Below are 25976 nucleotides of genomic sequence, written 5' to 3' on the forward strand. Positions count from 1 at the left end.
AGCATTTAAATGAGAAAATGGACTACGATTTTAGCACTATTATTTTCCATCTATTACATATTTGGTCAAAATACAGTTGGTACAATTGAAATTTCAAATGATGTCGCTCATGGTTATACCTTGTTTACAATACATAAAAAAGTATATCTTATAAATAATTGTGGTCAAGTAATAAATGAGTGGACCAGCAATTATCTTCCAGGTAGTTCAGTTTATTTATTACCTAACGGAAATTTATTAAGGGCAGGTTATTTAGATGATGGAGAAAATGAAATATTAATTGGTGGTCATGGTGGTATCATTGAATTATTCAATTGGGAAGGTGATATTATTTGGAGTTTTGATTACAGCGACTCCAATTACAGACAACATCATGATGTACATCCATTACCCAATGGAAATATGCTCATACTAGCTGCTACAATAATGACTTATCAAGAGGCCATTGACGCAGGTCGAGACCCTAATAAATTGACTGAAAACGAGTTATATAACGAACAAATTATTGAACTAGAGCCTATTGGCACTAATCAAGGGAATGTTGTTTGGGAATGGAATGTTAAAGACCATTTAATTCAAGATATTGATGAAACAAAAGATAATTATGGCATAATAGCTGAAAATCCCAGGAAATTAGATGTTAACTTTTTAAATGATTGGGATGATGGCAATAATTGGTTGCACATAAACTCAATTCAGTACGATGAAACAAGGGACCAAATTGTTATTAGTTCTAGGCGATTAAGTGAAATTTGGATTATAGATCATTCTACTACTACAATTGAAGCAACGGGCGATTCTGGCGGTTTGTATGGATTTGGAGGAGATTTTTTATATCGTTGGGGAAATCCATTAGCATACAGACAAGGTACCCAAGCTAATAGACAACTATTTGGACAGCACATGCCTTATATTATTCCAGAGGGATTACCTAATGAAGGTAAAATTATGATATTTAATAACGGAATAGGTAGAACTCCTGTTTATTCTAATATTTTAATGATTGACCCACCTATTACAAGCCCAGGTAATTATATCTACAACTCAGGTTCCTCATTCGGTCCTGTAACCAGCTATTTTTCGTATCCAGATAGTGCACCTTTGGAAGATTCTGAGTTTTTCTCAGCAATCGTGAGTAATGCACAACAATTACCTAATGGAAATATATTGGTTTGCGAGGGACGTGAAGGACATTTTTTTGAACTGAACTCTTTAAATGATGTTGTCTGGGATTATATAATACCTGTTAATTCAAATGACGGTTCTATCAGTGCACAAGGTAATAATCCTACCCAAAATTTAACATTTCGTGCTATAAAGTATAGTCTTGACTACGAGGCTTTTACCAACAGGAATTTGACACCATTAGATCCTATCGAACTAAATCCTGACCTTACTCCTTGCAATCAACTTTTGGGTACTACAAGTTTTGAGGACCGTAGTTTTACCATTTACCCTAATCCTGCATCTGACATAATTAAAATTATTCAAAATACAGGTGAAGAGATTAATGAAATAAACCTATTTAATATTTCTGGTCAGTTGGTGATGGGAAATCTAAGCAGTAAAGAATTTAGTATTTCTTCTTTACCAACTGGAATGTATATAATACAAGTCAAATCAAATAATAAAATTCAATTTGCAAAAATATTAAAGAAATAAACAAAGTTTTGACTAGTCTTTATTCTCAATAAACACATCCATAACCGCATCACTTACACCCATATTACTAAAACCTCCATCATTATATAGGTTTTGTAGAGTTACTCGTCTTGTTAAATCACTGAATAAAGTAATTGTGTAATTAGCACAATCCATAGCTGTGGCATTACCCAATGGTGACATCTTATCTGCATAAGCCAAAAACCCATCAAACCCTTTTACACCGCTACCAGCTGTTGTTGGTGTAGGTGATTGTGAAATAGTATTTACTCGTACATTTTTATCTCTACCAAAGAAGTATCCAAAACTACGTGCTATACTTTCTAAATAGGCCTTATTATCTGCCATATCATTATAATCTGGGAAAACACGTTGTGCTGCCATATAAGTTAATGCCACGATACTTCCCCATTCATTCATAGCATCAGCTTTATATAAGGTTTGCATAGTTTTATGAAAAGACATTGCTGATACATCGGTTCCTTTTTGTGTCCAATCATATTTTTGGTCTGTATAAGCCCTACCCTTTCTTACGTTAATAGACATCCCTATGGAGTGTAGCACAAAATCTAGTTTTCCTCCTAAGATTTCCATTGATTTATCAACCAAATTTTGTAAATCTTCTTCTGAGGTAGCATCAGCAGGTATTACTTGAGAACCTGTTTTTTCAGCAAGTGCATTTATCTGGCCCATTCGCATAGCAACTGGCGCGTTTGTCAATACAAATTCACCACCTTCTTCATGAACACGCTCTGCCGTTTTCCATGCTATTGAGTTTTCATCTAATGCCCCAAAAATGATTCCTTTTTTTCCCTTTAGTAAGTTATACATATGGTAATATTTTAATTAGTTAGTTATCTTTAAATTAAGCTGTAAATATAGTATTAATTCAATAATTGTTTGGCGTGTAAAATGGCTGACTCAGAAATAGTTAATCCTCCCAACATTTGCGCAATTTCAACAACTCTATCCTCTTCATTTAATCGTTTTAAATTGGTACGAGTTATATTTTCCTTATCCTGCTTGTATACCTTGAAGTGTGTATTGCCTTTGGCTGCGATTTGCGGTAGATGAGTTATAGCAAAAACCTGCATAGTTTTGCTCATTTGCTTCATAATACTACCCATTTTGTTTGAAATTTCACCAGATACTCCTGTGTCAATTTCATCGAACATAATAGATGGCAATTGTATATATTCGGTAAGAATTGATTTAATCGCCAACATTATTCGAGACATCTCTCCTCCCGAAGCAGATTTTTTTAGAGTATTAAAATTTGAGCCTTTATTTGCCATAAAAAGAAATCGCAAGTCATCTTTACCGTTAACATAGTAATTGTCCGTTGTTGAAACCTCTACTTTGAATTTTGCATTTGGCATTCCTAAATCCATCAATATTTTTTCCAATTTCGATACTAAAACTGGTATTGCAATATTTCGTTCTTTATTAATTTTTAAAGCAAGGTCATCTAACTTAGATTTTAATCTTGAAATTTCTTCTTCTTTTTCTGAAATTGCGTCATCTAAGTTTTCGGTATTATCAACTTTTAATTGCAATTGATCTTTAATTTCAATTAATTCTGATATTTCGGAGACCGAATGCTTATGAAAAAGAGTATTAACAATTTGAAGCTTTGAATTGATTTGCTCTAATTCTTGAGGATCTGTAGATAGATTTTCATGGAGATTTTCTAATTCAGACAGTATATCTTCTAATTCTATACCCAAGCTCGTCACTCTATCAAAAAGTTCACTATAATTTTTCCCAAAACCAGAAATTCTTGAAAGCTCTTGTTTTACATTATTTAATTGGTCTGTCAGCCCTAAATTTTCAGCACTGATTATTGAACGTGCATTTCCTAATCTCTCACTTATGTCTTCAACATTATTTAATGCTTCAAATTGAGATTCTAAATCTTCAAGATCTAAATTATCAAGATCTATCTCAGATAGCTCCTTCAACAAGAATAAATTATAATCGTACTCTTTAATAAATTCTGATTTTGACAATCTTAAATCTTCTAATTCCTTATTTAGTGATTTATACGTCCTTAATTCTGAAGAATATTCAGTCAATACATTTTTATTTCCTGCCAAAGCATCAATTACCTGAAATTGATAGGCGTCTTCCGTTAACTGCTGCGTTTGATGTTGCGAGTGAATATCAATAAGATGCTCACTAAGTGCAACTAAACTATCTAATGTTACTGGCGTGTCATTTATAAAAGCCCTAGATTTACCTGAAGGCAAAATCTCTCTCCTAATAATTGTTTGGACATCAAAGTCTAAATCTAAGGTGTTAAAAAGACCTTTCAGATTGTACTTTGCAATATCAAAAATTGCCTCAATTACACACTTTTCATCCTTGTTTTTTATCTGGCTTAAATCTGCACGTTTGCCAAGCACTAGGCTTAAACCACCTAACAATATAGACTTACCTGCTCCTGTTTCACCAGTAATAATGGTAAAGCCATTATTAAAGTTGACATTAAGCTCATCAATGAGCGCAAAATTTCGGATATGTAATGATGATAACAAAATCTACTATTTATAATAACAAAATTAATAGTTTCGATTTTTATATTAAGGCGATTGCTAAAAAATTTATGCAGTATTTATAGGGGCAAATTATTCTGATCGCCAATAGCCTTTAGAATTTTATATTACGCCATTTTTGAGAATATGTAGGTGCTATTCTATTTAAGATATCCATACTGTCGGTAATGTTTACGCTAGGTCCACCAGATAAAATATCCATTATTTCGTCTGACTTAGCATCAAAGAATACACGCATTAAGAATGAATTAGGACGTCTTCTATGAATTTTCTGTAATTCTTCTAAAACCGAAGTAAGCTTAGTTTTCCCTTTTTTAGTATCCTCATGCATTAAGTCCAACCCATTGATATGATACTCATACATGGTTGTCCTAAACTCCTTAAATGTTGGTGACATTAGGTTATCAATCAATGCAAATCTTGATTGCAAACCGTCTTCTAATTTCCAGCCTTGACCATTCAGTTGTTGAGAATAGTTAGCAATTATTTGAGCCTGTTTAAAGTATTCACTACCGCCATTTAACTCAAATGTATCAGCGTCCATACCCAATATCATATGCACGTGAAAAGCCAATACGGATATTAAATTAGATTCAAATTGTATTGGATTGTAAACCAAATTTTGAAATTCTAAATACCGGAAATTGAAACTCTTGTCGTTATAATTATATACTGGCGTGTTATAAGTTGAATTATAAACTGGTCTTGATGAAGATACCTGTAACGTAGCTGCAAAAAGATCGTTATTGTATTCCTGTACATTGATGACCATATTGCAATCTATACGTTCTTGCTGACTATAATTCTTATCAGTCCATTGTGTATTACTAATAAATTCGTTTAGTTGCTTTTCAAGATTTCGAAACACCACATTATTATCATTACCAGTTTGTTGGGCAATAACGGTAACGGTACAATTTAGTTCTTGTGCCAAAACACCTAAAGAATATAATAGAGTAAATAAAATTGCAAGTTTACGCATGTAGTTGTTTCAGTATTTGTTGAATTAAATCTTGAGCTACCTCAGCCTTAGATTTAAGCTCGTGTTCAATAACCTCATCAGATGACGTTATAAATGTAACTTTATTTGTGGATACCCCAAAACCTGCACCTTCATCTTTTAATGAATTTAAAACTATTAAATCAAGATTTTTAGACCTTAATTTTCCCTTTGCGTTTGCTAATTCATCATTAGTTTCGAGTGCGAAGCCAACTAAAAACTGATTAGATTTAGCTTCACCTAGAGATCTTAAAATATCCTTGGTTTTTTCCAACTCTATGGTAAACGTAGAATCCTTCTTTTTTATTTTTTTGTCAGCAACTTTTTTTGGTCTATAATCGGCAACAGCAGCGGATAGTATCGCAATATCAGAATCCTTAAAATGTTTATGGACTTCATTATACATTTCTTGTGCACTCACCACTGGTTTAAGTATTACATGGTTATGGTCAATATTCTGATGCGTTGGACCTGAAACTAAAGTAACTTTGGCGCCTAGATTAGCTGCAGACTTTGCTATTTCAAATCCCATTTTACCGCTAGAGTGATTTCCAATAAATCTAACCGGATCTAAAGCCTCATAAGTTGGTCCGGCCGTAATGAGAACACTCTTGCCATTTAAAGGTAGTTGATCCAATATATCATTAGTAATAAAATCAACTATATCTTTTGGCTCAGCCATTCTACCTTCACCTACCAAACCACTTGCAAGCTCTCCTGTTCCTGCTGGAATCATTTTGTTACCAAATGACGAAAGCTTTTCAAAAGAGTTTTTAGTGGACTGGTGCTTATACATATCTAAATCCATTGCTGGTGCAAAATAAACTGGGCATTTTGCAGAAAGATAAGTAGCTAATAGAATATTATCACAAACACCATTTGCCATTTTTGCCAGTGTATTTGCTGTTGCAGGAGCAATTACAAATAGATCTGCCCAGAGGCCTAAATCAACATGGTTATTCCATACCTGATTATCATCTTCTTCATCTACAAATGAAGAATACACAGGGTTTTTCGATAAAGTAGAAAGTGTGAGAGGTGTGATAAAATCCTTAGAAGCAGGTGTCATAACAACTTTGATGTTAGCACCTGCTTTTATAAATAATCGGACTAAACTAGCCGATTTATATGCGGCAATACCAGCGGTAATACCTAATAAAATGTTTTTGTCCTTTAAAATAGACATTGAAGATTATTGCTGAGAATCCTCAGTATTTCTGTGATATATTTTATCATCTAACCACTCCTTTACTGCTAACGCATGTGGCTTTGGTAACTTTTCGTAAAACTTAGAAACTTCTATTTGCTCTTTGTTCTCAAAAATTTCCTCTAGACTATCATTATAAGTTGCAAACTCCTCCAACTTATCAATTAACTCACGTCTAATGTCTGTGTTAATTTGTTCTGCACGTTTTGCAATTACCGATATAGCTTCGTAGATATTGTTTGTTGGAGCATCTACTACATTTCTATTGTAAGTAACTGTGGTTACTGGTGCATCTGTCTTTTTTAAATCCATCTTTATAAATGATTAACTTTTCGTGATTTCTGTAATATTTCCGTTTAATAATTCTTCTTTCATTCGAGACGCTTCATCCAAAAATTTTGATCCTGGAAACGCTTTGTTAAGAGAATTAAAATATCCTATTGCGTCTTTTGTTCTAGTATCCTTTAATCTATTAATACTCAATGAGGCTAATTTGTATGCTGAGTCAAATCTATAGAACATTGCTTTTTCTCTTAATGATGTTCCTGGAAACTCAAGTAAAAAATTATTAAATGACTTGATAGAAGCTTTATAATCCGAAATGAGATTATATTGCTTGGCAATTTCGTATGCCTTTTTTTCTAATTTAAAATCTAGTTCATTAATTAACTTATTAGCATCAGCTACATAACTAGATTTAGGATATAGATTAATAAACAATTGAAGCTTCTCTATAGCTTCTACGGTTTCTTTTTGTTCCTTAGTATAAACGGGAGAGTTATGATAATATCCCTTGGCTGCCAAAAAAGCTGCTTCTTCTGCTTTCTCACTACTAGGGTAGATATCCACAAATTTATCAAAGTGATAACTTGAGATGTAATAATCCTTCAGCTGATAAGAGCAGTTAGCATGCATAAAGGTAAGTTTCTCTGCTTGTGGCTTTCCTCTATATGCCGGAAGTATTTGTTCAAACAATCTAAAAGCCTTTGCATATTTACCTTCTTCGTATAGATCAGTTGCGAACTTAAATTTTTCGGAAGTACTTTCAGACTTTAGCATCTTCTGAAAATCACTGCAAGAGGTGAATAAAGTAGCTATTAATAGTATGTAGATTGCTCTTTTCATAAATTTTAAACAGGTCGCAAAAGTACACATAAATAACGGATTTTGAAAACAAAAATTATATGCTAAAATAGCGCATGCAGAGAGCGCTCAATTTATTTTAAATTAAGTTTAACTTTTACCTAATTTCTTTAACTCGCCATTAATGAGTTTTTGTAACGATAATGTAGCCTCAACAAGTGGTAAACGTACGTGCATTTTGGAAATTCCGAGGCCATTTAATACTGCCTTTATACCTGCAGGATTGTTTTCGGCAAAAATCATTGAGGTTATTGGCATAAGCTTAAAGTGAATATCATAGGCCTGTTTTGCTTTGCCAGCAATCCCTAATCGAATCATATCCGAAAACTCATTAGGTAAACCTTGCCCTATAACTGAAATCACACCAGATCCGCCAGCCAAGGCCACACCTAGAGCTAAATCATCATCACCAGATATTACTAGAAAATCATCAGGCTTTGTTCTTAGCAATTCCAAATACTGGTGAACATTATTGCCCGCCTCTTTTACACCTATAATATTCTCAAAATCATTTGCAAGCCTAATAGTTGTCTCTGGCTCAATATTCTTTGATGTTCTTCCTGGAACATTATACAAAATTATAGGCAAAGGAGATACTTGAGAGATTGCCTTGAAGTGTTGATATATACCTTCTTGAGTAGGCTTACTATAATATGGTGAGACAGATAAAATTGCATCTATACTGGATAAGTCTGTTCCTTGTATCTCACTAATAATTGAAGAAGTATTGTTACCTCCTATTCCTAATACAAGAGGTAAGCGACCTTTATTGACGCTTGCAATAAATTCAATTAAATTTTTCTTTTCATCAGTAGTAATGGTAACACTTTCTCCTGTGGTTCCGCTTATCACTAAATATTCCACACCATTTTTAATATTGTACTCAACTAAGCGTTCTAAAGCATCAAAATCAATGCTTAAATCTTCTTTAAAAGGTGTAATAAGTGCAACACCTGTACCAATAAATTGGGTCATTATATTTTTTTTAAAATGTTTAAATATTTTCTAAATTCTATTGCGAATATTTCAAAATTTTTTGGGTTAACATCAATTATTAAATCATACAGACGCTCATCTGTACGAGCCAATCCAACCTTTAAATTTGCTTTTGAAGCGGCGGTAATAAGATTAAGCAATACATTATCCGATTTATAATAACTAATAAGAACATCGTAATCTTCATCAATAAAAGATTGTAAATCAACATTGTTTATTTTTCCTTTCCATCCAAAATCTTTCGGACTGAAATAAGATTCCCACTGACTAACTTCAAACTTATCATCATCTGTAAATGCTACAATTTTATGTTTTGGCGATGTAAGATTGAGTTCTTTAAAATAGGCCCTAAACGATTCAAAATCACTAAATTCATCTACATTAAATAAAACAGCAATCGTCTTAATCTTTTTGCTATTTACCCCTGCCTTATGCGCCTGCAACAGTGAATTAACATATTTTTGATTTGATTTTGTCTTAAATGCCTTTAAAATCATTTATTTTTGGCTTTGTGCAAATTTAGCAAAAGCATGCACATATTTTCATAAACTCTTTACAAGAAATTAAATGTCTATAAAACATGTAATTCTTTTATTTTTCACTGTAGCCTTCCTTTCGTGTGTTGAAGATTATCATTTGACTAAAATTAAAGGTAAGAGAATCGAAATCAACAACGAAATTAATGGGGATAAATCCATTGAAGAATTCGTTAAACCTTTTAGGGAAAATGTAAATAAAAATTTAGATAGTGTGATTTCTTTTGCTCTACAAACCTATTCTAAATCAGATGGTGAATACAATACCGCAATCGGTAATTTAATGGCTGATGCAGTATTTGAAGAGGCAAATCCTCTATTTAATAAACAAACTGGACAGAATATAGATTTTGTGATTTTAAATCATGGCGGCATAAGATCCATTATACCAAAAGGAAATATTACAACACGTACCGCCTATAAAGTAATGCCTTTTGAAAACTCAACAGTTGTAGTTTCACTAAAGGGTACCCAAATTAATGAGATGCTAAAGTATTTATCTATGGCTAAACGTGCACATCCATTGTCCAAACAAGTACACATTACATTAGATAAAGATTTTCAGGTTACTTCTGCAAGTATAAATAATCAACCAATTGATGCAGATAGAACCTATTACGTAGCAACAAACGATTATCTATATAATGGTGGTGATAGAATGTCCTTTTTTCACCCTAACGATAGCTTATATGTACTTGACTATAAAATAAGGAATGTATTGATAGATTACTTTAAGAAAAGAGATACAATAAGCCCTAAAATTGACAATCGTTTTATACAACTTAATAATTAAATGATGAATAGAAGGAAATTCATACAAAACTCATCTGCAGCAACTACATTATTTGGGCTTGGAGGACTAGGTCTGTCATCTTTCGATAATAAAAAACAAAAGAAAATTACAATTCTGCACACAAACGATGTCCATAGTCATATAGATCCTTTTGGGCCTAATGATGGCAGAAATGCAAATAAAGGTGGTGTTGCAAGGCGTGCTACTCTAGTGGAATCAATTAGGCAAGAAAACCCAAACACACTTTTGTTTGATGCTGGTGATATCTTTCAAGGCACCCCTTATTTCAATTATTATGGAGGTGAGCTCGAATTTAAGCTAATGAGTATGCTTAAATATGATTTGGCGACCATTGGAAATCATGACTTTGATAATGGAATTGATGGGCTTTATGCACAATTACCTCATGCCGATTTTGAATTTGTATCTGCTAACTATGATTTTTCAAATACAATAATGGATACTCATGTGAAGCCTTACAAAACATTTATAAGGGATGGAATTAAAATTGGAGTTTTTGGACTGGGAATCAAACTTGATGGATTAGTTGAAAAAAGAATGTACAAGGAAACAGCATATAATGATCCTGTAGGGATTGCCCAAGACATGTCAAGAATCCTTAAAACGGAACAGAATTGTGACTTGGTAATCTGTTTATCCCACATCGGTTATTACTATAAAAAGTTTCCGGAAAAAGTATCAGATCTAAACTTAGCAAAGGCAACAAAAGATATAGACTTAATAATTGGTGGCCACACTCATACTTTCCTACCAAAACCAACAATTGAAAAAAATAGTGCCGGTAAAAATGTCCTGGTTAATCAAGTTGGTGCATATGGCCTTTATTTAGGGCAGGTAGATTTCTTTTTTGAAGAGGGCAAAAACATAAAGGCAGAAGGAACTACAATAATTGTCTAGTTCTAATGTGAGGTATATTTGCTTATTCGTCTAAACCTTCATTCCATTCATTATTCATTATGAAGTGAAGCAAAATATTTTTGGTTTTACGTATTGCAGTCGCAATTATTTTAATTCAATCCCTACGATTTAAGTTTACAGTACATCCTGATAGTGTTTATATTTTTGAAACTGTAGGCTTAAACCTTTTGGAAGAATTGGTATTGGTATTGCAGAGTTAATAGCCGGTATTTTGTTACTTATCCCAAAAACAATATGGCTTGGTGCTTCATTAGCCATAGATATTATGGCGGGAGCAATAATCATGCATTTAACACAATTAGGGATCGATGTGAAAGGTGACGGTGGAATTTTATTCTACACTGCTCTAGTAACCTTTATTTTAAGTACAGTAATATCATTTTCTGAAAAAAGGAATATCTCCTTAATAAATAATAATTAGGCTTCCAAATGATTATCCGAGTAATCCATTTCCGGGCCAGTATATTCAAGTTGGGATTGTCTATAGAAAAATATAAATGCCACAACTAAAAAGAAGGAGTAGATAAATCCTAAAATTTTATCTTCCATAACATAGAAATATGCCAATTGAATTATTTCTGAAAAAGCAATACAGATAGATCCCATTAAGAACATCATAGATTTAATGTCATTTCTATACATATAATTTATTAAAGCTAAAGACAACAACACCATAATAATTGTATTATAAATATATTCCAATATGTACTCGTAAAACTCTAGCACTCCTTGTGCAGTTTCAGTCACAATAGAAACACAAAAAACATCTAATACAATTAGTATGAATAATGGTATTGACAACTTAGAAAATACAGCTCTGTAATCTAATTTTATTAATATTTTAAGAATCAAGAAAATATATGCCAATATAAAAAGTATGTTAGCTATATAATAAAAATAATCTATATCACCTTTGTGCAAATCTGGTCCATACCAAGCAGAATAACTAAGAATATGGCCTAAAGTATATAAACCTAAAAACCAGCAAAAAAGTCTACTTTTATTTGCTGTCCAACCACAATAAAGTACTGTTAAAAGTATTAGTATTATAGCGCTAACAGCAGCCCCTTCTATCTGAAAGGTCATTCCTTGTAATACGATGAAAATACCACCGAGTATAAGTAATTTTACTTTTAAAATTTTAGAAAACATTATTTGTCGATCATAGGGTTCGAAACAAATATAAAATTTATTTACAATTAAACGATAAAAAAATGCTTTTTATCGATAAAATGTGTATTTTTTTGTAAGAATTTATTTCAAAAGCCTTAAAAATGCTTGTTCGGTAAGGATAGGAATATTTAAATTTTCTGCTTTAGTTCGTTTACTCGGACCCATTTTATCTCCTGCGACCACAAAACTTGTTTTAGATGATATAGAAGAAGACACCTTGCCTCCATTATCTTCTATAAGTTTTTTAAGTTCATTCCTCGATACAGTTTCAAAAACACCAGAGACAACAAAAGATTGTCCATTTAGCTTATTCGTTTGGTTTGCTAATTTTTCTGCAGATATTTCTAATTGAACTCCAAAACTTTGTAGTCTATTAATAATTTCTCTATTATCTTCTGAGTTGAAAAACTCTACTACACTTTCCGCAATCCTCTCACCTATTTCGTCAACAGTAATCAAATCTAATGATGATGCAAACATTAGAGCATCGATAGACTTATAATGTTTTGCTAATTTCTTAGCTACAGTTTCACCGACATATCTAATACCCAACGCAAATAAAACCCGTTCAAAAGGTATTTGCTTTGAAGCCTCTATACCATTAATTAGGTTTTCAGCACTTTTTTCAGCCATTCGTTCTAATGGTATTACTTGTTCGATTGTTAAATCATACAAGTCAGAATAGTTTTTAATTAATCCTTCATTAACCAATAGTGCTACTGTCTCACCGCCTAACCCTTCAATATCCATTGCTTTTCTTGAGATAAAATGCTGTATACGGCCAATAACCTGAGGAGGGCAACGATTGTAATTTGGGCAATAGTGTTTGGCCTCACCCTCTATCCTAACCAGTTCTGTTTTGCACTCAGGACAATTAGTTATATATTTTGTTGGTTCGGAGTCAGACGGTCGTTTTGTAAAATCTACCGCGATTATTTTGGGAATAATTTCACCTCCTTTTTCTACATAAACTTCATCTCCTTCTCTAATGTTTAATTTTTCAATCTGGTCAGCGTTATGCAAAGAAGCGCGTTTTACAATGGTACCTGCCAATTGAACTGGTTTCAAATTAGCAACAGGTGTGATAGCTCCAGTTCTACCTACTTGATAGGTTATTTCATTTAATGTGGTAGAAACTTGTTCTGCCTTAAACTTGTATGCCATTGCCCATCTTGGTGCTTTAGCTGTAAATCCTAGTTCATCTTGTTGGTATAAACTATTTACTTTTACAACTACACCATCTATTTCATAAGGTAAATTATGTCTGTGTTCATCCCAATAAGCCACATATTCAAAAACTTCGTCTATTGAATTTACCAATTTTGCCTCATTAGGCACTTTAAATCCCCATTCTCGGGCTTTTTCTAATCCTTCAAATTGTGTAGTTATATTTAGGCTGTTTCCTTTTATACTATATAATAGACATTCCAATGGTCGTTTTGCAACCTCAGCGCTATCTTGTAATTTTAAACTTCCCGACGCAGTATTTCTAGGGTTTCTATATGGTTCTTCATCAGTTGCAATGCGTTCTTCATTCATTTTTATAAACCCAGCAATTGGCAATACAATTTCTCCTCTAATATCAAATCTATCTGGAAAATTACCCTTTAATTGCAATGGAACGGTATTAATTGTTTTTACATTGGCCGTTACCTCATCTCCCTGAACACCATCACCTCTTGTAACTGCTCGTAGCAATTTACCGTTTTGGTATGTTAAATTCATTGAAGCACCATCATACTTCAACTCACAGGTATATTGTACATCGCCATCTACCAGCTTTTTTATACGTGTCTCCCAGTCTAGTAAATCCTCTTTTGAATAGGAGTTGTCCAAAGAGTACATTCTAAAATCATGAACAACTGTATTAAAGTTTTTAGTTATTGTACCACCCACTCGTTGGGTAGGTGAATTGGCATCGAAAAATTCTGGGTGCTTTTCTTCGAGATCTTGAAGCTCCTTTAACTTCATATCAAACTCATAATCACTTATCGTGGGATTATCAAGGATATAATAATTATAATTATGCTGACGAAGCTCCTCTCTTAATTGATTAATTGTAGATTCTATGCTCATTTCTATAATCCTTCTTTATTTAACCATTTTGGTGCTGGTAGTGGTACATAATTATTCATTTTATCTAATAACCCTTCAATAGAATGGTCAATTACAACAGCCTCCAAATTCGCCTGTTTCAAAAATCCCCTTTCAACCATCATTTTACATTGTGTAATTAAAGAATCATAGTATCCATTTATATTAAGAATACCTATTGGCTTAGTATGCAATCCCAATTGTCCCCATGTTGTAATTTCAAAAAACTCATCCATCGTACCAAAACCACCAGGAATTATCATAAAACCATCACTTTTTTCATACATAACAACTTTTCTATCGTGCATATTCTGTGTTACAATAAGTTCCGTTAACTCATTATTTACAATCTCCTTGGTTCTTAGAAAATTAGGAATAACGCCTATGGTCTTTCCCTTTTTATCAATCGCTCCTTGTGCTACCTTACCCATTATCCCTATTCTTGATGCACCATAAACTAAAGTAATATTATTTATCGCCAAGGTTGCACCTAAATTATATGCTGTATCAATAATTCCTTTATCATTTCCTTCACTGCTACCACAAAAAACGGATATACTTATCATATTATTTTTTAATTCCTTTTAACATTCTTAAGTTTGAACTTAAATCTTCTAACAACTCAATTTTATCATAATTCGCATCAATTAAAAGTTGCTTAGTTTCTTCACCAAGATACTGGTTAATTTCAAAATACAACTGACCTCCATTTTTTAATTTTTGATTCGCGAATTTCATTATTGCTTTGTAAAATTTTAATGGATCATCATCATCTACAAATAATGCTAAATGTGGTTCGTTATCTAGTACATTTGGTTTCATTTCACCCTTTTCTGAAATTCTAACATAAGGCGGATTTGAAACAATAATATCAAATATCGAATTTTCCAATTTATGATTATCATTAGAATTGCTTAATACATCGGTCTGGATAAATTGAATTTCAACCTCATTAATTTTGGCATTATCTCTTGCCACCTTTAACGCTTCATTACTAATATCTAAAGCATACACATTAGAATTTGAAAGATTCTTGGCCAAAGTAATTGCAATACAACCACTACCTGTACCCATATCTAAAATATTTAATGCAATCTCATTATTTTTTGAATTATCCCTAATGATCCAATCGACCAACTCCTCGGTTTCTTGTCTTGGTATCAATACATGTTCATTTACTAAAAATTTCAATCCAAAAAACTCTGTTTCACCTAATATATATTGAATTGGTTTCTGTTGCTTTAAAGCTTCTAAAATTTTAAAAAAGAGGTTTGTTTCGTCTTGAGTTAATGTAAATTTAGGGTCTAGAGCTAATTGGAACCTAGGAATGTTGAGGTAATGCTTCAAACTTAAAAAGAAGATACTTTCAACTTCATTCTTTCCATAAATAGCATCCAGTTTTTGATGGAAAATATCTTTAAGGTCTAATGCTTTCAATATTACAAATCTTTAAGCATCCAAACAGAACAGGAATAATGACCAGTATCTCCCATAGGTTTATCAATACTTTGGAATCCAACTTTCCTATATAATTTACGTGCATCATCCATATAGGGCATAGTTTCTAAATAACATTGATCAAATCCGGCTTGTTTTGCGAAATTTAGACATTTTTCCATCATTTTACTTCCCAATCCTATACCTCTCGCCTCTGGCATAAAATACATTTTCTGTAATTCGCATACGTTACCTACATAGTTATCCAAAGGAGAGATTCCCGCACCTCCAATAATTTTTCCCCTTTTGACTACCACAAAATATTTTTTTCTTGGCTGATTGTATGTTTCTGTCATGCAATCCAACGCCTTATCTTCATAAGCTGTACCAACTTTTGGAACTCCCATTTCTATTAAAACCGATCTAATTGCCTGTGCTATTTTTGGATCATCATCTGGTTCTATTTCTCGAATAACAATAGTATCTTTATGCACTTAATTTTAAATTTTAATACTGAAAATTGTTTCGGTATGAATATAGCCATAATTCTCATTTTATGACAAAAAGAAGTATACTGATTCTATTATTTTTTACACTACTTTTCAACTGTAAGGTCTCTGAAAAGCCACAATTCATCGGACTTAATAAAATTAAGATTATTGATGCAAAGGGAAAAGCAATTACATTAAGTGCCGATGCGATGTTTAAAAATCCAAATGATGTTGGTGGTAAGTTAAAAACCGATGGCTTAAAAGTATATATAAACGAAAGAGAAGTGGCTACCATAGTTTCAGATGAATTTAATGTGCCATCAAAAAATGATTTTACAATACCTCTTGTTGTTTCAGTTGCAACTGATAGCCTACTTGACAAAAATAGTTTAGGCGGTTTAATAAGTAGTTTAATTTCTCAGCAGTTAAAGGTTAGATACAAAGGTGAAATAAATTATAAAGTGTTTGGTTATTTATCTTCTTATGAAATTGATGATGTGCAAACCATTAAAGTTAAATTGTAGTTGAACAACCACGAACATTATATAAAACGGTGTTTACAAATTGCCAAGAATGCTTTAGGGACAGCTAGACCAAATCCTATGGTTGGAGCAGTGATTGTCCATGACAATATTATCATAGGTGAAGGATATACAAGCCCTTTTGGTGATTCACATGCAGAGGTAAACGCTATTAACTCAGTTGATGATAAAAGCAAACTGTCCCAAAGCACTATATATGTGACTTTAGAACCATGTAGTCATTATGGCAAAACTCCTCCTTGTAGTGATTTGATAATAAGGCATAAAATACCAAATGTTGTAATTGGTTGTGTTGATGATAATCCTGAAGTAGCAGGAAGAGGAATATCAAAATTAAAAGCTACTGGATGTAATGTAATAGTAGGCATACTTGAAAAGGAATGTAATAATCATCATAAAAGGTTTTTTACTTTTCACAATAAAAAACGCCCATACATTATTTTAAAATGGGCACAAACAACCGATGAATTTGTTGCTCCTTTAAAAAAGGATGAAAAAAAACCTATTTGGATTACTAACAAATACTCAAGACAACTAGTTCATAAATGGCGCGCTGAAGAACAGGCTATTTTGGTGGGAACTAATACAGTAATAGAAGATAATCCAAGCTTAACAGTAAGGGATTGGACAGGTCATAATCCTATTAGAATAGTTACTGACAAAAGTAAAAGCCTAGGCGATAATTATTCAATTTTCAATTATGAAGCTAAAACTATCAATCTAACTGGTTTAGAAATAAATTTTGGAGAACCAATTGCCTATCAAATATGTGATAATCTTTATAAACAACAGATTAACTCAGTCATTATTGAAGGTGGCACAAAAACCATACAAGCTTTTATAAATGAAAATTTATGGGACGAAGCAAGGGTGTTTATAGGTAATAAGAATTTTGGTAACGGTATAAATGCTCCAAATATTAAGGGAAAGCAAATTTCAGAATCAAAAATATTAGATGACACCTTAAAAATTATCATTAATGATTAACACTTTAATATTTGATTTTGGTGATGTATTTATCAATTTAGATAAAGAAGGTGCAATGAAAAATGCACTGAATTTATTTAAAGTTGAATCATTTGAAAACGATATGCTCCAAACCAATATTAATTATGAAACTGGTAAAATTAGCACTCCTCAGTTCATCAATTTCTATCTTTCAAAGTTTCCGTTTTTAAATAAAGAGGATATTATAGATGCCTGGAATTATATTTTAACAGATTTTCCAAAACACAGATTTGACTTTGTAAATAAACTATCATCTGATAGTAATTACAACCTAATATTGTTAAGTAACACCAATGAATTACATATTAATCACATTGAACAACATTTAGGTTTTTTTTATGATTTCAAAGACTGTTTCAATGAGTTTTACCTTTCACATGAAATTGAAATAAGAAAACCAGATAGAGAAATTTTTGAGTATGTTTTGAAAAAGAACTATTTAAAACCAAATGAGTGCTTGTTTATTGATGATACTAAAGAAAATACTGATACTGCCGAATCTATGGGATTTCATATTTGGAATATTGATGAAAACACAGAAGATATCGTAAATCTATTTGAAGTTAAAAAAGAGCTCTTTTGATCTATTTATTCCTTAGCATATTATCCTCAACTGGAATCTTCATTCTATTTAAGTCATTTAAGAAATATAACGTAAATACACTACAAGCTATAGTGGTAAATTACTTTACGGCTTGCATTTTTGGGTCATATTTGTATGAAACAGAAATTGACCCAATAACAATAGCCAATTCAACTTGGTTTTACAGGGCAATCTTTCTGGGTTTTTTATTTATAGCCATTTTTAATGTTATGGCTTTAACCGTTCAGAAAAACGGATTGTCAGTAGCTTCTGTAGCTGGTAAAATGAGCGTAATAATCCCAATAATATTTGGCATAATCGTATTTAATGAAAGCGTAAGGTTTATAAAGATTTTCGGAATTATTCTGGCATTAATTGCAGTATATCTAACCTCAATTAAGGAAAGGGACAATATAGTGTTGACGCAATCAATATACCTGCCAATTTTACTCTTTATTGGCTCGGGCACTATTGACACCTTAGTTAACTATTTTGCTCCAGACGATAAAATCCCTTTATTTTCTGCTACTATTTTTGGTATTGCCTTTTGCGTTGGTCTATTTGTTCTCATATACAAATCAGCACGTAAGACTAGTCGCTTTGAGATTAAAAGTATACCTTTTGGAGTAGCTTTAGGTACAATAAATTATGCATCAATATATTATCTTTTAAAAGCATTACGCGTAGATGGTTACGAAACCTCAACAGTTTTTACTATTAACAATGTTACCATAGTTGCATTTTCAACCTTAATTGGCCTAATCTTATTTAAAGAAAAGATATCTCTTAAAAACTGGATAGGGATAATAATAGCAATAGTTTCTATAATAATTGTAACATTGAAATAATGGAGACAAAAGACACTTATAAAACTATATCAATTAAATCCATCGGTGAATTATTTAAAGACAAAAACAGTAAGTTTTACGGTTATGCTTATCCAGTAAACAGTGAGTCTGATATTAAGAAATGTCTTGAAAGTACAAAGAAAGAACATCATTCAGCCAGGCATTGGTGCTATGCCTATCAATTAGGTACGGACAAAGTTATTTATAGAGCCAATGATGATGGTGAACCAAACAATTCGGCCGGAATGCCTATATATGGTCAAATACAATCCTTTGAAGTCACAAATATATTGGTGATTGTTGTTAGATATTATGGCGGTGTGAAACTAGGTGTTAGCGGATTGATTAATGCATACAGAACTAGCGCTCAATTAGCATTAAAGAAAGCAATTATTATAGAAAAAACAATTAACCACCATTTTAGTCTAAAATTTGAATATAAAAACCTGAGTAAAGTATTGCGAATACTAAAAGAAAATCAAGTTGAAATTTCAAATCAAATTTTAGAAAATAATTGTTTGTTGGAAATATCTGTCAGAAAAAGTAACAGTTTGAAAATATTTGAGCTTTTTCAAAATTTTTATGGTGTAGAAATCCGTGAATTATAACGATTTTTTTTGCAGTTTATCTAAAAGATATTTTGGGCAACGCGTTGGCCGGTTTCGTTCCAAGTTAATAAAAGCTAAAGTTGTCTGTCCTGTAGCCAGTAAATCACCCTTCTGATTCACTAATTCGTATTCGAATTCTATAGATGCTGTTGGCATCTTTTTTAGTGTAGTTTTTACTTTAAGCACATCGTCATAACGTGCTGAATTTTTGTAGTTTATATTTAATGAAATTACAGGTAGCATAATGCCTTCAGCCTCCATCCTACTGTAGCTAAGGCCAAACTGCCTAAGCCATTCAGTTCTGCCTACCTCAAAATATACAGCATAATTTGCATGATACACAACACCCATCTGGTCTGTCTCACCATATCGCACTCTTATTTCAGTTTTATTAAAAATCACATTAGTGCGTTGTTTTGATAAAAAATTTGTACTTTCAAGCAGAATTTAAACATGAGAAAAAAAATCTTAAAATTCAATTAAATTTCATTTTTTTTTTAAGAATTTTGTTCACATATTTGTCGATATATAATTAACGAGAGAAACCTGATTCTCTTTTTTTTTGCTAATCTAACTAACAACAATCTAATTTAACTCAAAGCATGGAGATAACCGCTCAGTCTGTATGGGATAACTGTCTTGACTTTATTAAAGATAACATTCAACCTCAAGCTTACAAAACTTGGTTTGAGCCCATTAAAGCGGTTAAACTATCTGGAAATGCATTAAGCATTCAAGTACCAAGTAAATTTTTCTACGAGTGGCTAGAAGAGCATTACGTTAAAATATTAAAAGTAGCACTCACTAAAGAATTGGGTGAAGATGCAAAACTTGTATATGTTATCAAAATGGAAAACACCTATGGTAACAAGCAACCTTTTACGGAAAAAATTCCAAGTTCGAACAGAACTGCAGTTAAGTCTCAAGATGTAGATGTTCCTTTTGATAATAAAAGTCCTGAGTTAAAAAACCCATTTATTATTCCTGGGATTAGAAATGTAAAGATTGAGTCTCAACTTAATCCTAGTTATAATTTTGAGAATTTTTTAGAAGGTGATTCTAATCGGTTAGCCAGAAATGCCGGTATTGCTGTAGCTAATAAACCTGGTGGTACGTCATTTAATCCATTATTGATTTTTGGCGGTGTTGGATTAGGAAAGACCCATCTTGCACATGCTATAGGCGTTGACATTAAAGATAAATACCCAGAGAAAACAGTTCTATACATTTCTGCTGAAAAATTTACCCAACAGTATATTGATTCCGTTAAAAAGAACAACAGAAATGATTTTATTCATTTTTATCAAATTATCGATGTTTTAATAATTGACGATGTACAGTTTTTATCTGGTAAGACAGGTACACAAGATGTTTTCTTCCATATATTCAACCATTTACATCAAAATGGAAAGCAAGTAGTCTTAACTAGTGACAAGGCGCCTGTTGATATGCAGGATATTGAACAAAGACTGCTATCTCGCTTTAAATGGGGACTTTCCGCTGAATTGCAATCTCCAGATTTCGAAACCAGAGTTTCAATATTGAAAAATAAGTTGTACAGAGACGGTGTGGAGATGCCAGATGAAATTGTAGAATATGTGGCAAAGCATATTAAGTCTAATGTAAGAGAATTAGAAGGTGCAATCATCTCTTTAATTGCACAGTCTTCATTCAATAAAAAAGAAATCACAATTAATCTTGCAAAAGATATAGTTGAGAAATTTGTTAAGAATACAAAACGTGAGGTTTCAATAGATTATATACAAAAAGTTGTTTCAGATTATTTCCAGATGGACGTAAACACTTTACAATCAAAAACTCGTAAGCGTCATATTGTACAAGCACGTCAACTTGCTATGTTCTTCGCTAAGAAATATACTAAGGCATCATTGGCAAGTATAGGTTCTCAGATTGGTCAAAGAGATCATGCCACTGTATTGCATGCATGTAAAACAGTAGATAATTTATCTTCAACAGATAAGCAATTTAGAAAATATGTTGAGGATCTTGCTAAAAAATTATCACTTTAATTTCATAATAAAATGACAAGGATTTTAATGGTGTGCTTAGGCAATATCTGTCGATCACCATTAGCTCATGGCCTACTAGAATCTAAGTTAAACAGCCAAGAATATTATGTGGATTCTGCTGGTACTGCCTCATATCATATAGGTAGTCAGCCAGATAGAAGATCTATAAAAGTGGCATTAAATGCTGGAATTGACATTAGTGCTCAACGCGCTAGGGCATTTACAGTTAAAGATTTTGATGAATTTGATTACATCTATGCAATGGATGAATCTAACTACGCTGATATTTTAAGGCTATCTCGTAATGAAAACGATTCAAAAAAAGTAAAATTATTTCTCGTAGCCAATAAATCTAGATTTGATAAAAATGTACCAGACCCTTATTACGGAGATATGAGTGATTTTGAGTGTGTTTTTAATTTAATCAATGAGACAGCAGACTTAATAGTAGAAGGGATATAATCGCTATTTTAACCCTTTATTTAAATAATTTACTTTTTTGTAATTTAGAATTAATCCACTAATTAGTTAGTATGAAAATTTTAGCCACTACAATTTGCCTACTTTTTAGCTTCTCACTGACAGCTCAAGAATTAGATATACAACTTTTTGCTCAAAACTTTGATAGACCTGTAAATATTAAACACGCAGGCGATGACAAATTATATGTTGTTGAACAAGATGGTTATATTAAAGTTGTTAATGCCGACGGTTCTATCGAAGTAACCCCCTTTTTAAATATTGACTCTAAAGTCATAAACTCCGGGAATGAAAGAGGTCTTTTGGGTTTAGCTTTTCACCCTAGTTATGCAAGTAATGGCTATTTTTACCTTAATTACATTAATAACTCAGGAAATACAGTAATCTCTAGATATAACAGAAGTGGCCCAAATCCTTTAGTTGCAGATGCTTCTTCCGAGTTAATTATTCTAACTTATTCTCAACCTTTTTCTAACCATAATGGTGGTGACATGGCATTTGGACAAGATGGATATTTATATATTTCATCTGGAGATGGCGGTTCCGGTGGTGACCCACAAAACAACTCTCAAAATCTAACTAACTTATTAGGGAAAATTCTCAGAATTGATATAGACAATACTGACAACGGAAATAATTATGCAATTCCTATTGACAATCCTTTTTATGAAAGCACTACTAATAGCGAAGAAATTTGGGCTTATGGCTTAAGGAATCCTTGGAAGTTTTCGTTTGATCAATTAAATGGTGATATCTGGATTGCAGATGTGGGTCAAAATACATATGAAGAGATTAATAGAGCGACCTCAACTGAGGCTGGTCTAAATTATGGTTGGCGTTGTTACGAAGCTAACGCAACATACAACACTAACGGATGCCCTTCTTATTCTACCCTTACCTTTCCAGTTGCAGATTATAACCACAACAACGGACAATTTAAATGCTCTATAACCGGAGGTTATAGATATCGAGGAAATATGTATGCAAATTTCAATGGACTTTACTTTTTTGCAGATTATTGTAGTGGCGAAATTGGTTACCTAATTGAAAATGGAGCGAACTGGGATATGACACTTGTTGATTTTCCTGGAAATTGGGTAGCTTTTGGCGAGGATATAAATGGTGAACTTTACATCTCTGATATTTCTTCTGGCAATATTTATAAACTTATCGATACCTCCTTAAGTGTTGCAGAGTCTAGTTTTTCAGAAATAACTATTTATCCAAACCCAGCAACCAACCTGATCCGAATAGATTTTTCAAGAATAAAGAGTAATCAAAACATTAGCATTGAAATTTTCGATGTGCAGGGTAAGAAAATATTAAATGAATTACGCACCTTTGAAACCGTGTTTGATCTTAACGTTTCAACTTTAAATACAGGACTTTATTTAATAAAGTGTAGTACAGAAACAGGAAATGAATTTGTTCAAAAACTTATACTCGAATAAATGGACACTTACGGTAAATTATATCTTATACCTACTCGATTAGGAGATAATCCTCCATTGGAGGTATTACCTATTTCTATTAAAAAAACAATTGAATATATTGACAATTACATAGTAGAGAATGAAAAAACAGCTCGTAGATTCATAAAACGTATAACACCAAGTAAATCGCAACCTTCTCTTAAAATAAAAGTGTTGAATAAATACACAAACATTGAAGAAAGAAACACATTTTTAAACCCCTGTCTTGTAGGGGTATCGGTAGGCCTTCTCTCTGAAGCAGGATGTCCTGCAATTGCTGACCCAGGAGCGGATATTGTTAGACTCGCTCATGAGATGAATATTAGGGTTGTACCTTTGGTGGGACCATCTTCCATAACTTTAGCATTAATGGCTTCTGGAATGAATGGTCAAAATTTTGCTTTTAATGGATACCTACCAATAGATAAAACAGAACGTAAGTCAAAACTAAAATCTCTTGAGCGTATTTCTTCAGAACAGAACCAAACTCAGATTTTCATTGAAACACCTTACCGCAACAATAAATTGTTAGATGATATGATTGCCATTTTGCAACCAAATACCAAGATCTGTGTTGCTTGTGATATCACACTACCGACTGAATACATTAGAACAATGTCTGCTAAGGAATGGAAAAACAAAAAAGAAGACCTTCATAAAAGGCCTGCTATTTTTATACTTAAAAAGGATTAAATTAAATTTTTGCCTTTGCCGTTTTATTTGGTTTCAATATTGAAGTATCGTAACCTGAAAACTTTTTCATATAATGCTTAACGGTAGAACCATATGCATCAGAAAAATTATGTCCACCATAGCTTCTTAAAAACTTTTTAACACTTCCTGGACCCGCTAAATGAGCTGCAGCCAAAATACCAGATTCCGTGATTTCAACTCCAGCAATTTGTTTACCCTCAAAACGTTTAATGTCGTTTCTTAGAATCCACTTGTTACGTTCTGCATTTGCAACAAAAGCCTTTTCTTGAAGCTCTGGGTTGTGCAAAAAGCTATTTGGCTTGTATATACCAATGGTTTTAAGAGTTTCATAGCCAAACTGATATTTACCTAAGTATCCAAGTGTGTTTACTGTGAAGTAATCTCCCCTAGATTCTTTAAATGCTATGGCTTCTTTAAATCCTTCAAATGATTTTCCTAGAAATGGTGTAAAGATAGTTTGCTCATTCTCAATATCATTAAAATGAGAATTAATAGCTATATCTTCTTTAATATTATAGTCTAGTTCTAATCCCTCAGTAGAGTACTTATCAGGATTTAATTTAGAATCTGGGTATAAAGCTAATGCTATTACAAGACAGATTGAAAATGGTAAAACAATACTTTTAATTTTATTCTTAAACATATAAGCAAATATTAGTAAAATGTCATCCCTAATTCTTTTTACCAAATCGATGGCAAATTTACGACTTTTTTTTATTTTCTGAAAATCAACGTGTTAAGGTTTGTTAACGTTCATTAAAAGTAGATATAATGGAACTTTAAACCACCTTCACTATTAAGCTCTATTGTTGGAAAAGGTATCTTAATTATGTTTAAAACGTCAAATATGGTATTTAGGAGGTGAGAATTTGTTTTAATTCTTGTTAAATCAATATCTAAACTGAGGTAATACTGCCTGACTCTGGTTTGATTTGAAAATAATGGATCCATTGGATCTCCAGTTAGCATACCATCGGCACCATAACCAAATGCTAAATTGAGCCAATTTGGGATTTTTTCAGTCTTTAAAAATGAATTGATATTTGCACTTAACCAATAGGTCTGTCCATTATAATCTTTTAATACTTCCTCAAAAATACCATCGCCCAAAACATCAGGTCTTTGATTAGCATAATTGGTAGTATGGAATGAATATTTCAATACAATTCTTTGATCCTTCCATAATAATTCCTGACCTACATAAAGCCCTGTTCCTGCAACATTTGCGACCATATCAGACCATGAAAATCCCCATTCATCAGAAAAGCCGTCCATTATTTCAACAGCAGTTAAAAAACCCAATCCAAGAGTTGATCCATAAATTAACTGATCTTTATCACTAACTCCTGCCCAATTCAAGGTATTTGCACCCAACCTACCCAATTGATATGAAGAATAAAAATGGCCAAGTTTATCCATCTGCAACCAATCTTCACTATCATTAACTGTTTTGAAATTAGATCTTGGGTAATCAGCATACCACAATTCGTTAAGACCTGTCAATGATATTGACGCCAATGATGCTTCTGCTATTATCACTGAATTTCTTCTAGAACTATTAAGTGAATCGCTAGGCTTTAAGAAATTAACTTTATCTGATTGAGAATAGCCACAAAACGTAAAACAGGTTAAAAGATAAACTAGAATTACATTGAGTTTAAACAT

The 25976-nt window shown here is 32.4% G+C and carries 29 protein-coding genes; 12 read left to right on the plus strand and 17 right to left on the minus strand.

The genetic code is table 11. The features are described 5' to 3' along the window. Window positions 1-9: 9 nt before the first annotated feature. On the plus strand, window positions 10-1662 hold the full coding sequence (locus DUZ96_RS09560; RefSeq protein WP_114301708.1) for an aryl-sulfate sulfotransferase: 1653 nt from the start codon (window positions 10-12) through the stop codon (window positions 1660-1662). 12 nt (window positions 1663-1674) lie between these two features. On the opposite strand, the gene DUZ96_RS09565 is transcribed toward DUZ96_RS09560, so the two are convergent. The 8 genes from DUZ96_RS09565 to DUZ96_RS09600 form a co-directional block, all read right to left on the minus strand. After that, window positions 1675-2493, minus strand: coding sequence for an enoyl-ACP reductase (locus DUZ96_RS09565; protein ID WP_114301709.1), 819 nt, complete (start codon window positions 2491-2493; stop codon window positions 1675-1677). A gap of 53 nt (window positions 2494-2546) precedes the next feature. After that, window positions 2547-4199 (minus strand): DNA repair protein RecN, encoded by a 1653-nt coding sequence (recN, locus tag DUZ96_RS09570; protein ID WP_114301710.1) that lies wholly within the window; start codon window positions 4197-4199, stop codon window positions 2547-2549. A gap of 112 nt (window positions 4200-4311) precedes the next feature. Further along, window positions 4312-5199 (minus strand): DUF4835 family protein, encoded by an 888-nt coding sequence (locus DUZ96_RS09575; RefSeq protein ID WP_114301711.1) that lies wholly within the window; start codon window positions 5197-5199, stop codon window positions 4312-4314. Next, window positions 5192-6403: a bifunctional phosphopantothenoylcysteine decarboxylase/phosphopantothenate--cysteine ligase CoaBC gene (gene coaBC / locus DUZ96_RS09580; protein ID WP_114301712.1), complete on the minus strand. Its 1212-nt coding sequence runs from the start codon at window positions 6401-6403 to the stop codon at window positions 5192-5194. Before coaBC ends, DUZ96_RS09575 begins: the two co-directional genes overlap by 8 nt. 6 nt (window positions 6404-6409) lie before the next feature. Next, window positions 6410-6736, minus strand: a complete 327-nt coding sequence (locus tag DUZ96_RS09585; protein ID WP_114301713.1) for a DNA-directed RNA polymerase subunit omega — start codon at window positions 6734-6736, stop codon at window positions 6410-6412. 12 nt (window positions 6737-6748) lie between these two features. After that, window positions 6749-7549, minus strand: coding sequence for an outer membrane protein assembly factor BamD (locus DUZ96_RS09590; protein WP_114301714.1), 801 nt, complete (start codon window positions 7547-7549; stop codon window positions 6749-6751). Between the two features lie 108 nt (window positions 7550-7657). After that, window positions 7658-8542 (minus strand): 4-hydroxy-tetrahydrodipicolinate synthase, encoded by an 885-nt coding sequence (dapA, locus tag DUZ96_RS09595; protein WP_114301715.1) that lies wholly within the window; start codon window positions 8540-8542, stop codon window positions 7658-7660. Further along, window positions 8542-9060, minus strand: coding sequence for a DUF6913 domain-containing protein (locus DUZ96_RS09600; protein WP_114301716.1), 519 nt, complete (start codon window positions 9058-9060; stop codon window positions 8542-8544). The genes dapA and DUZ96_RS09600 overlap by 1 nt, the downstream gene beginning before the upstream one ends. 70 nt (window positions 9061-9130) lie before the next feature. On the opposite strand from DUZ96_RS09600, the gene DUZ96_RS09605 reads away from it, so the two are divergent. Together DUZ96_RS09605 and DUZ96_RS09610 are read left to right on the plus strand one after the other, a co-directional pair. Beyond that, complete coding sequence (locus DUZ96_RS09605; protein ID WP_114301717.1) at window positions 9131-9892, plus strand: 5'-nucleotidase C-terminal domain-containing protein; 762 nt, start codon at window positions 9131-9133, stop codon at window positions 9890-9892. Window positions 9893-9895: 3 nt separating this feature from the next. Beyond that, complete coding sequence (locus tag DUZ96_RS09610) at window positions 9896-10810, plus strand: bifunctional UDP-sugar hydrolase/5'-nucleotidase (protein ID WP_114301769.1); 915 nt, start codon at window positions 9896-9898, stop codon at window positions 10808-10810. Between the two features lie 135 nt (window positions 10811-10945). Here DUZ96_RS09610 and DUZ96_RS12940 read toward each other — a convergent pair whose 3' ends face one another. The 6 genes from DUZ96_RS12940 to DUZ96_RS09635 form a co-directional block, all read right to left on the minus strand. Beyond that, window positions 10946-11116 (minus strand): hypothetical protein, encoded by a 171-nt coding sequence (locus tag DUZ96_RS12940; protein ID WP_181855263.1) that lies wholly within the window; start codon window positions 11114-11116, stop codon window positions 10946-10948. 132 nt (window positions 11117-11248) lie between these two features. After that, window positions 11249-11983: a hypothetical protein gene (locus DUZ96_RS09620; protein WP_114301718.1), complete on the minus strand. Its 735-nt coding sequence runs from the start codon at window positions 11981-11983 to the stop codon at window positions 11249-11251. 102 nt (window positions 11984-12085) lie between these two features. Beyond that, complete coding sequence (gene ligA, locus DUZ96_RS09625; protein ID WP_114301719.1) at window positions 12086-14080, minus strand: NAD-dependent DNA ligase LigA; 1995 nt, start codon at window positions 14078-14080, stop codon at window positions 12086-12088. A 2-nt stretch (window positions 14081-14082) separates the two neighbouring features. Then, complete coding sequence (locus tag DUZ96_RS13125; RefSeq protein WP_258774361.1) at window positions 14083-14664, minus strand: TIGR00730 family Rossman fold protein; 582 nt, start codon at window positions 14662-14664, stop codon at window positions 14083-14085. Between the two features lies 1 nt (window position 14665). After that, window positions 14666-15535 carry a peptide chain release factor N(5)-glutamine methyltransferase gene (prmC, locus tag DUZ96_RS13130; RefSeq protein WP_258774362.1) on the minus strand — a complete coding sequence of 290 codons (870 nt, stop codon included), beginning with the start codon at window positions 15533-15535 and terminating at the stop codon, window positions 14666-14668. Between the two features lie 2 nt (window positions 15536-15537). After that, window positions 15538-16029 (minus strand): GNAT family N-acetyltransferase, encoded by a 492-nt coding sequence (locus tag DUZ96_RS09635; protein ID WP_114301720.1) that lies wholly within the window; start codon window positions 16027-16029, stop codon window positions 15538-15540. Window positions 16030-16091: 62 nt separating this feature from the next. Between DUZ96_RS09635 and DUZ96_RS09640 the strand changes: the two genes are divergently transcribed. From DUZ96_RS09640 to DUZ96_RS09660, 5 genes are read left to right on the plus strand one after another with little or no spacing between them, the layout of a single operon-like run. Further along, window positions 16092-16550: an LEA type 2 family protein gene (locus tag DUZ96_RS09640; protein WP_114301721.1), complete on the plus strand. Its 459-nt coding sequence runs from the start codon at window positions 16092-16094 to the stop codon at window positions 16548-16550. Then, window positions 16551-17555, plus strand: a complete 1005-nt coding sequence (gene ribD / locus DUZ96_RS09645) for a bifunctional diaminohydroxyphosphoribosylaminopyrimidine deaminase/5-amino-6-(5-phosphoribosylamino)uracil reductase RibD (RefSeq protein ID WP_114301722.1) — start codon at window positions 16551-16553, stop codon at window positions 17553-17555. Beyond that, window positions 17548-18159, plus strand: a complete 612-nt coding sequence (locus DUZ96_RS09650) for an HAD-IA family hydrolase (protein ID WP_114301723.1) — start codon at window positions 17548-17550, stop codon at window positions 18157-18159. The genes ribD and DUZ96_RS09650 overlap by 8 nt, the downstream gene beginning before the upstream one ends. Continuing rightward, window positions 18156-19007, plus strand: coding sequence for an EamA family transporter (locus DUZ96_RS09655; RefSeq protein WP_114301724.1), 852 nt, complete (start codon window positions 18156-18158; stop codon window positions 19005-19007). Before DUZ96_RS09650 ends, DUZ96_RS09655 begins: the two co-directional genes overlap by 4 nt. Continuing rightward, a complete protein-coding gene (locus DUZ96_RS09660; RefSeq protein WP_114301725.1) occupies window positions 19007-19615 on the plus strand; it encodes a YigZ family protein in 609 nt (202 codons plus the stop codon). The genes DUZ96_RS09655 and DUZ96_RS09660 overlap by 1 nt, the downstream gene beginning before the upstream one ends. Here DUZ96_RS09660 and DUZ96_RS09665 read toward each other — a convergent pair. Then, complete coding sequence (locus DUZ96_RS09665) at window positions 19610-20017, minus strand: thioesterase family protein (protein ID WP_114301726.1); 408 nt, start codon at window positions 20015-20017, stop codon at window positions 19610-19612. The two genes, DUZ96_RS09660 and DUZ96_RS09665, sit on opposite strands and share 6 nt — an antisense overlap. Window positions 20018-20217: 200 nt before the next feature. Between DUZ96_RS09665 and dnaA the strand changes: the two genes are divergently transcribed. From dnaA to DUZ96_RS09685, 4 genes are all read left to right on the plus strand, one after another. Continuing rightward, window positions 20218-21645, plus strand: a complete 1428-nt coding sequence (gene dnaA, locus DUZ96_RS09670) for a chromosomal replication initiator protein DnaA (RefSeq protein WP_114301727.1) — start codon at window positions 20218-20220, stop codon at window positions 21643-21645. Between the two features lie 12 nt (window positions 21646-21657). Further along, window positions 21658-22107 (plus strand): low molecular weight protein-tyrosine-phosphatase, encoded by a 450-nt coding sequence (locus DUZ96_RS09675; protein WP_114301728.1) that lies wholly within the window; start codon window positions 21658-21660, stop codon window positions 22105-22107. Window positions 22108-22178: 71 nt separating this feature from the next. Further along, on the plus strand, window positions 22179-23576 hold the full coding sequence (locus DUZ96_RS09680; RefSeq protein WP_114301729.1) for a PQQ-dependent sugar dehydrogenase: 1398 nt from the start codon (window positions 22179-22181) through the stop codon (window positions 23574-23576). After that, window positions 23577-24290 carry an SAM-dependent methyltransferase gene (locus tag DUZ96_RS09685; RefSeq protein ID WP_114301730.1) on the plus strand — a complete coding sequence of 238 codons (714 nt, stop codon included), beginning with the start codon at window positions 23577-23579 and terminating at the stop codon, window positions 24288-24290. It abuts the gene before it with no gap. 1 nt (window position 24291) lies between these two features. Here the strand turns inward: DUZ96_RS09685 and DUZ96_RS09690 are convergent, their stop codons facing one another. Then, on the minus strand, window positions 24292-24954 hold the full coding sequence (locus tag DUZ96_RS09690) for a peptidoglycan-binding protein LysM (protein WP_114301731.1): 663 nt from the start codon (window positions 24952-24954) through the stop codon (window positions 24292-24294). A 113-nt stretch (window positions 24955-25067) separates the two neighbouring features. Beyond that, window positions 25068-25976, minus strand: a complete 909-nt coding sequence (locus DUZ96_RS09695) for a DUF2279 domain-containing protein (protein ID WP_114301732.1) — start codon at window positions 25974-25976, stop codon at window positions 25068-25070.

It is taken from the genome of Winogradskyella sp. KYW1333, assembly GCF_003335675.1.
Lineage (GTDB): Bacteria > Bacteroidota > Bacteroidia > Flavobacteriales > Flavobacteriaceae > Winogradskyella.

What these genes read in the sequence shown, in the direction of transcription:
- DUZ96_RS09685 (WP_114301730.1), top strand. Translation starts at nt 23,577, where the DNA reads ATGGACACTTACGGTAAATTATATCTTATACCTACTCGATTAGGAGAT.
- DUZ96_RS09680 (WP_114301729.1), top strand. Translation starts at nt 22,179, where the DNA reads ATGAAAATTTTAGCCACTACAATTTGCCTACTTTTTAGCTTCTCACTG.
- dapA (WP_114301715.1), bottom strand. Translation starts at nt 8,542, where the DNA reads ATGACCCAATTTATTGGTACAGGTGTTGCACTTATTACACCTTTTAAA.
- DUZ96_RS09575 (WP_114301711.1), bottom strand. Translation starts at nt 5,199, where the DNA reads ATGCGTAAACTTGCAATTTTATTTACTCTATTATATTCTTTAGGTGTT.
- dnaA (WP_114301727.1), top strand. Translation starts at nt 20,218, where the DNA reads ATGGAGATAACCGCTCAGTCTGTATGGGATAACTGTCTTGACTTTATT.
- DUZ96_RS09605 (WP_114301717.1), top strand. Translation starts at nt 9,131, where the DNA reads ATGTCTATAAAACATGTAATTCTTTTATTTTTCACTGTAGCCTTCCTT.
- ligA (WP_114301719.1), bottom strand. Translation starts at nt 14,080, where the DNA reads ATGAGCATAGAATCTACAATTAATCAATTAAGAGAGGAGCTTCGTCAG.
- DUZ96_RS09675 (WP_114301728.1), top strand. Translation starts at nt 21,658, where the DNA reads ATGACAAGGATTTTAATGGTGTGCTTAGGCAATATCTGTCGATCACCA.
- DUZ96_RS09560 (WP_114301708.1), top strand. Translation starts at nt 10, where the DNA reads ATGAGAAAATGGACTACGATTTTAGCACTATTATTTTCCATCTATTAC.
- DUZ96_RS09565 (WP_114301709.1), bottom strand. Translation starts at nt 2,493, where the DNA reads ATGTATAACTTACTAAAGGGAAAAAAAGGAATCATTTTTGGGGCATTA.
- DUZ96_RS12940 (WP_181855263.1), bottom strand. Translation starts at nt 11,116, where the DNA reads ATGATTATTGCTCCCGCCATAATATCTATGGCTAATGAAGCACCAAGC.
- DUZ96_RS09620 (WP_114301718.1), bottom strand. Translation starts at nt 11,983, where the DNA reads ATGTTTTCTAAAATTTTAAAAGTAAAATTACTTATACTCGGTGGTATT.
- DUZ96_RS09590 (WP_114301714.1), bottom strand. Translation starts at nt 7,549, where the DNA reads ATGAAAAGAGCAATCTACATACTATTAATAGCTACTTTATTCACCTCT.
- DUZ96_RS13125 (WP_258774361.1), bottom strand. Translation starts at nt 14,664, where the DNA reads ATGATAAGTATATCCGTTTTTTGTGGTAGCAGTGAAGGAAATGATAAA.
- DUZ96_RS09695 (WP_114301732.1), bottom strand. Translation starts at nt 25,976, where the DNA reads ATGTTTAAACTCAATGTAATTCTAGTTTATCTTTTAACCTGTTTTACG.
- DUZ96_RS09600 (WP_114301716.1), bottom strand. Translation starts at nt 9,060, where the DNA reads ATGATTTTAAAGGCATTTAAGACAAAATCAAATCAAAAATATGTTAAT.
- DUZ96_RS09640 (WP_114301721.1), top strand. Translation starts at nt 16,092, where the DNA reads ATGACAAAAAGAAGTATACTGATTCTATTATTTTTTACACTACTTTTC.
- DUZ96_RS09660 (WP_114301725.1), top strand. Translation starts at nt 19,007, where the DNA reads ATGGAGACAAAAGACACTTATAAAACTATATCAATTAAATCCATCGGT.
- DUZ96_RS09650 (WP_114301723.1), top strand. Translation starts at nt 17,548, where the DNA reads ATGATTAACACTTTAATATTTGATTTTGGTGATGTATTTATCAATTTA.
- DUZ96_RS09610 (WP_114301769.1), top strand. Translation starts at nt 9,896, where the DNA reads ATGAATAGAAGGAAATTCATACAAAACTCATCTGCAGCAACTACATTA.
- DUZ96_RS09690 (WP_114301731.1), bottom strand. Translation starts at nt 24,954, where the DNA reads ATGTTTAAGAATAAAATTAAAAGTATTGTTTTACCATTTTCAATCTGT.
- coaBC (WP_114301712.1), bottom strand. Translation starts at nt 6,403, where the DNA reads ATGTCTATTTTAAAGGACAAAAACATTTTATTAGGTATTACCGCTGGT.
- DUZ96_RS09585 (WP_114301713.1), bottom strand. Translation starts at nt 6,736, where the DNA reads ATGGATTTAAAAAAGACAGATGCACCAGTAACCACAGTTACTTACAAT.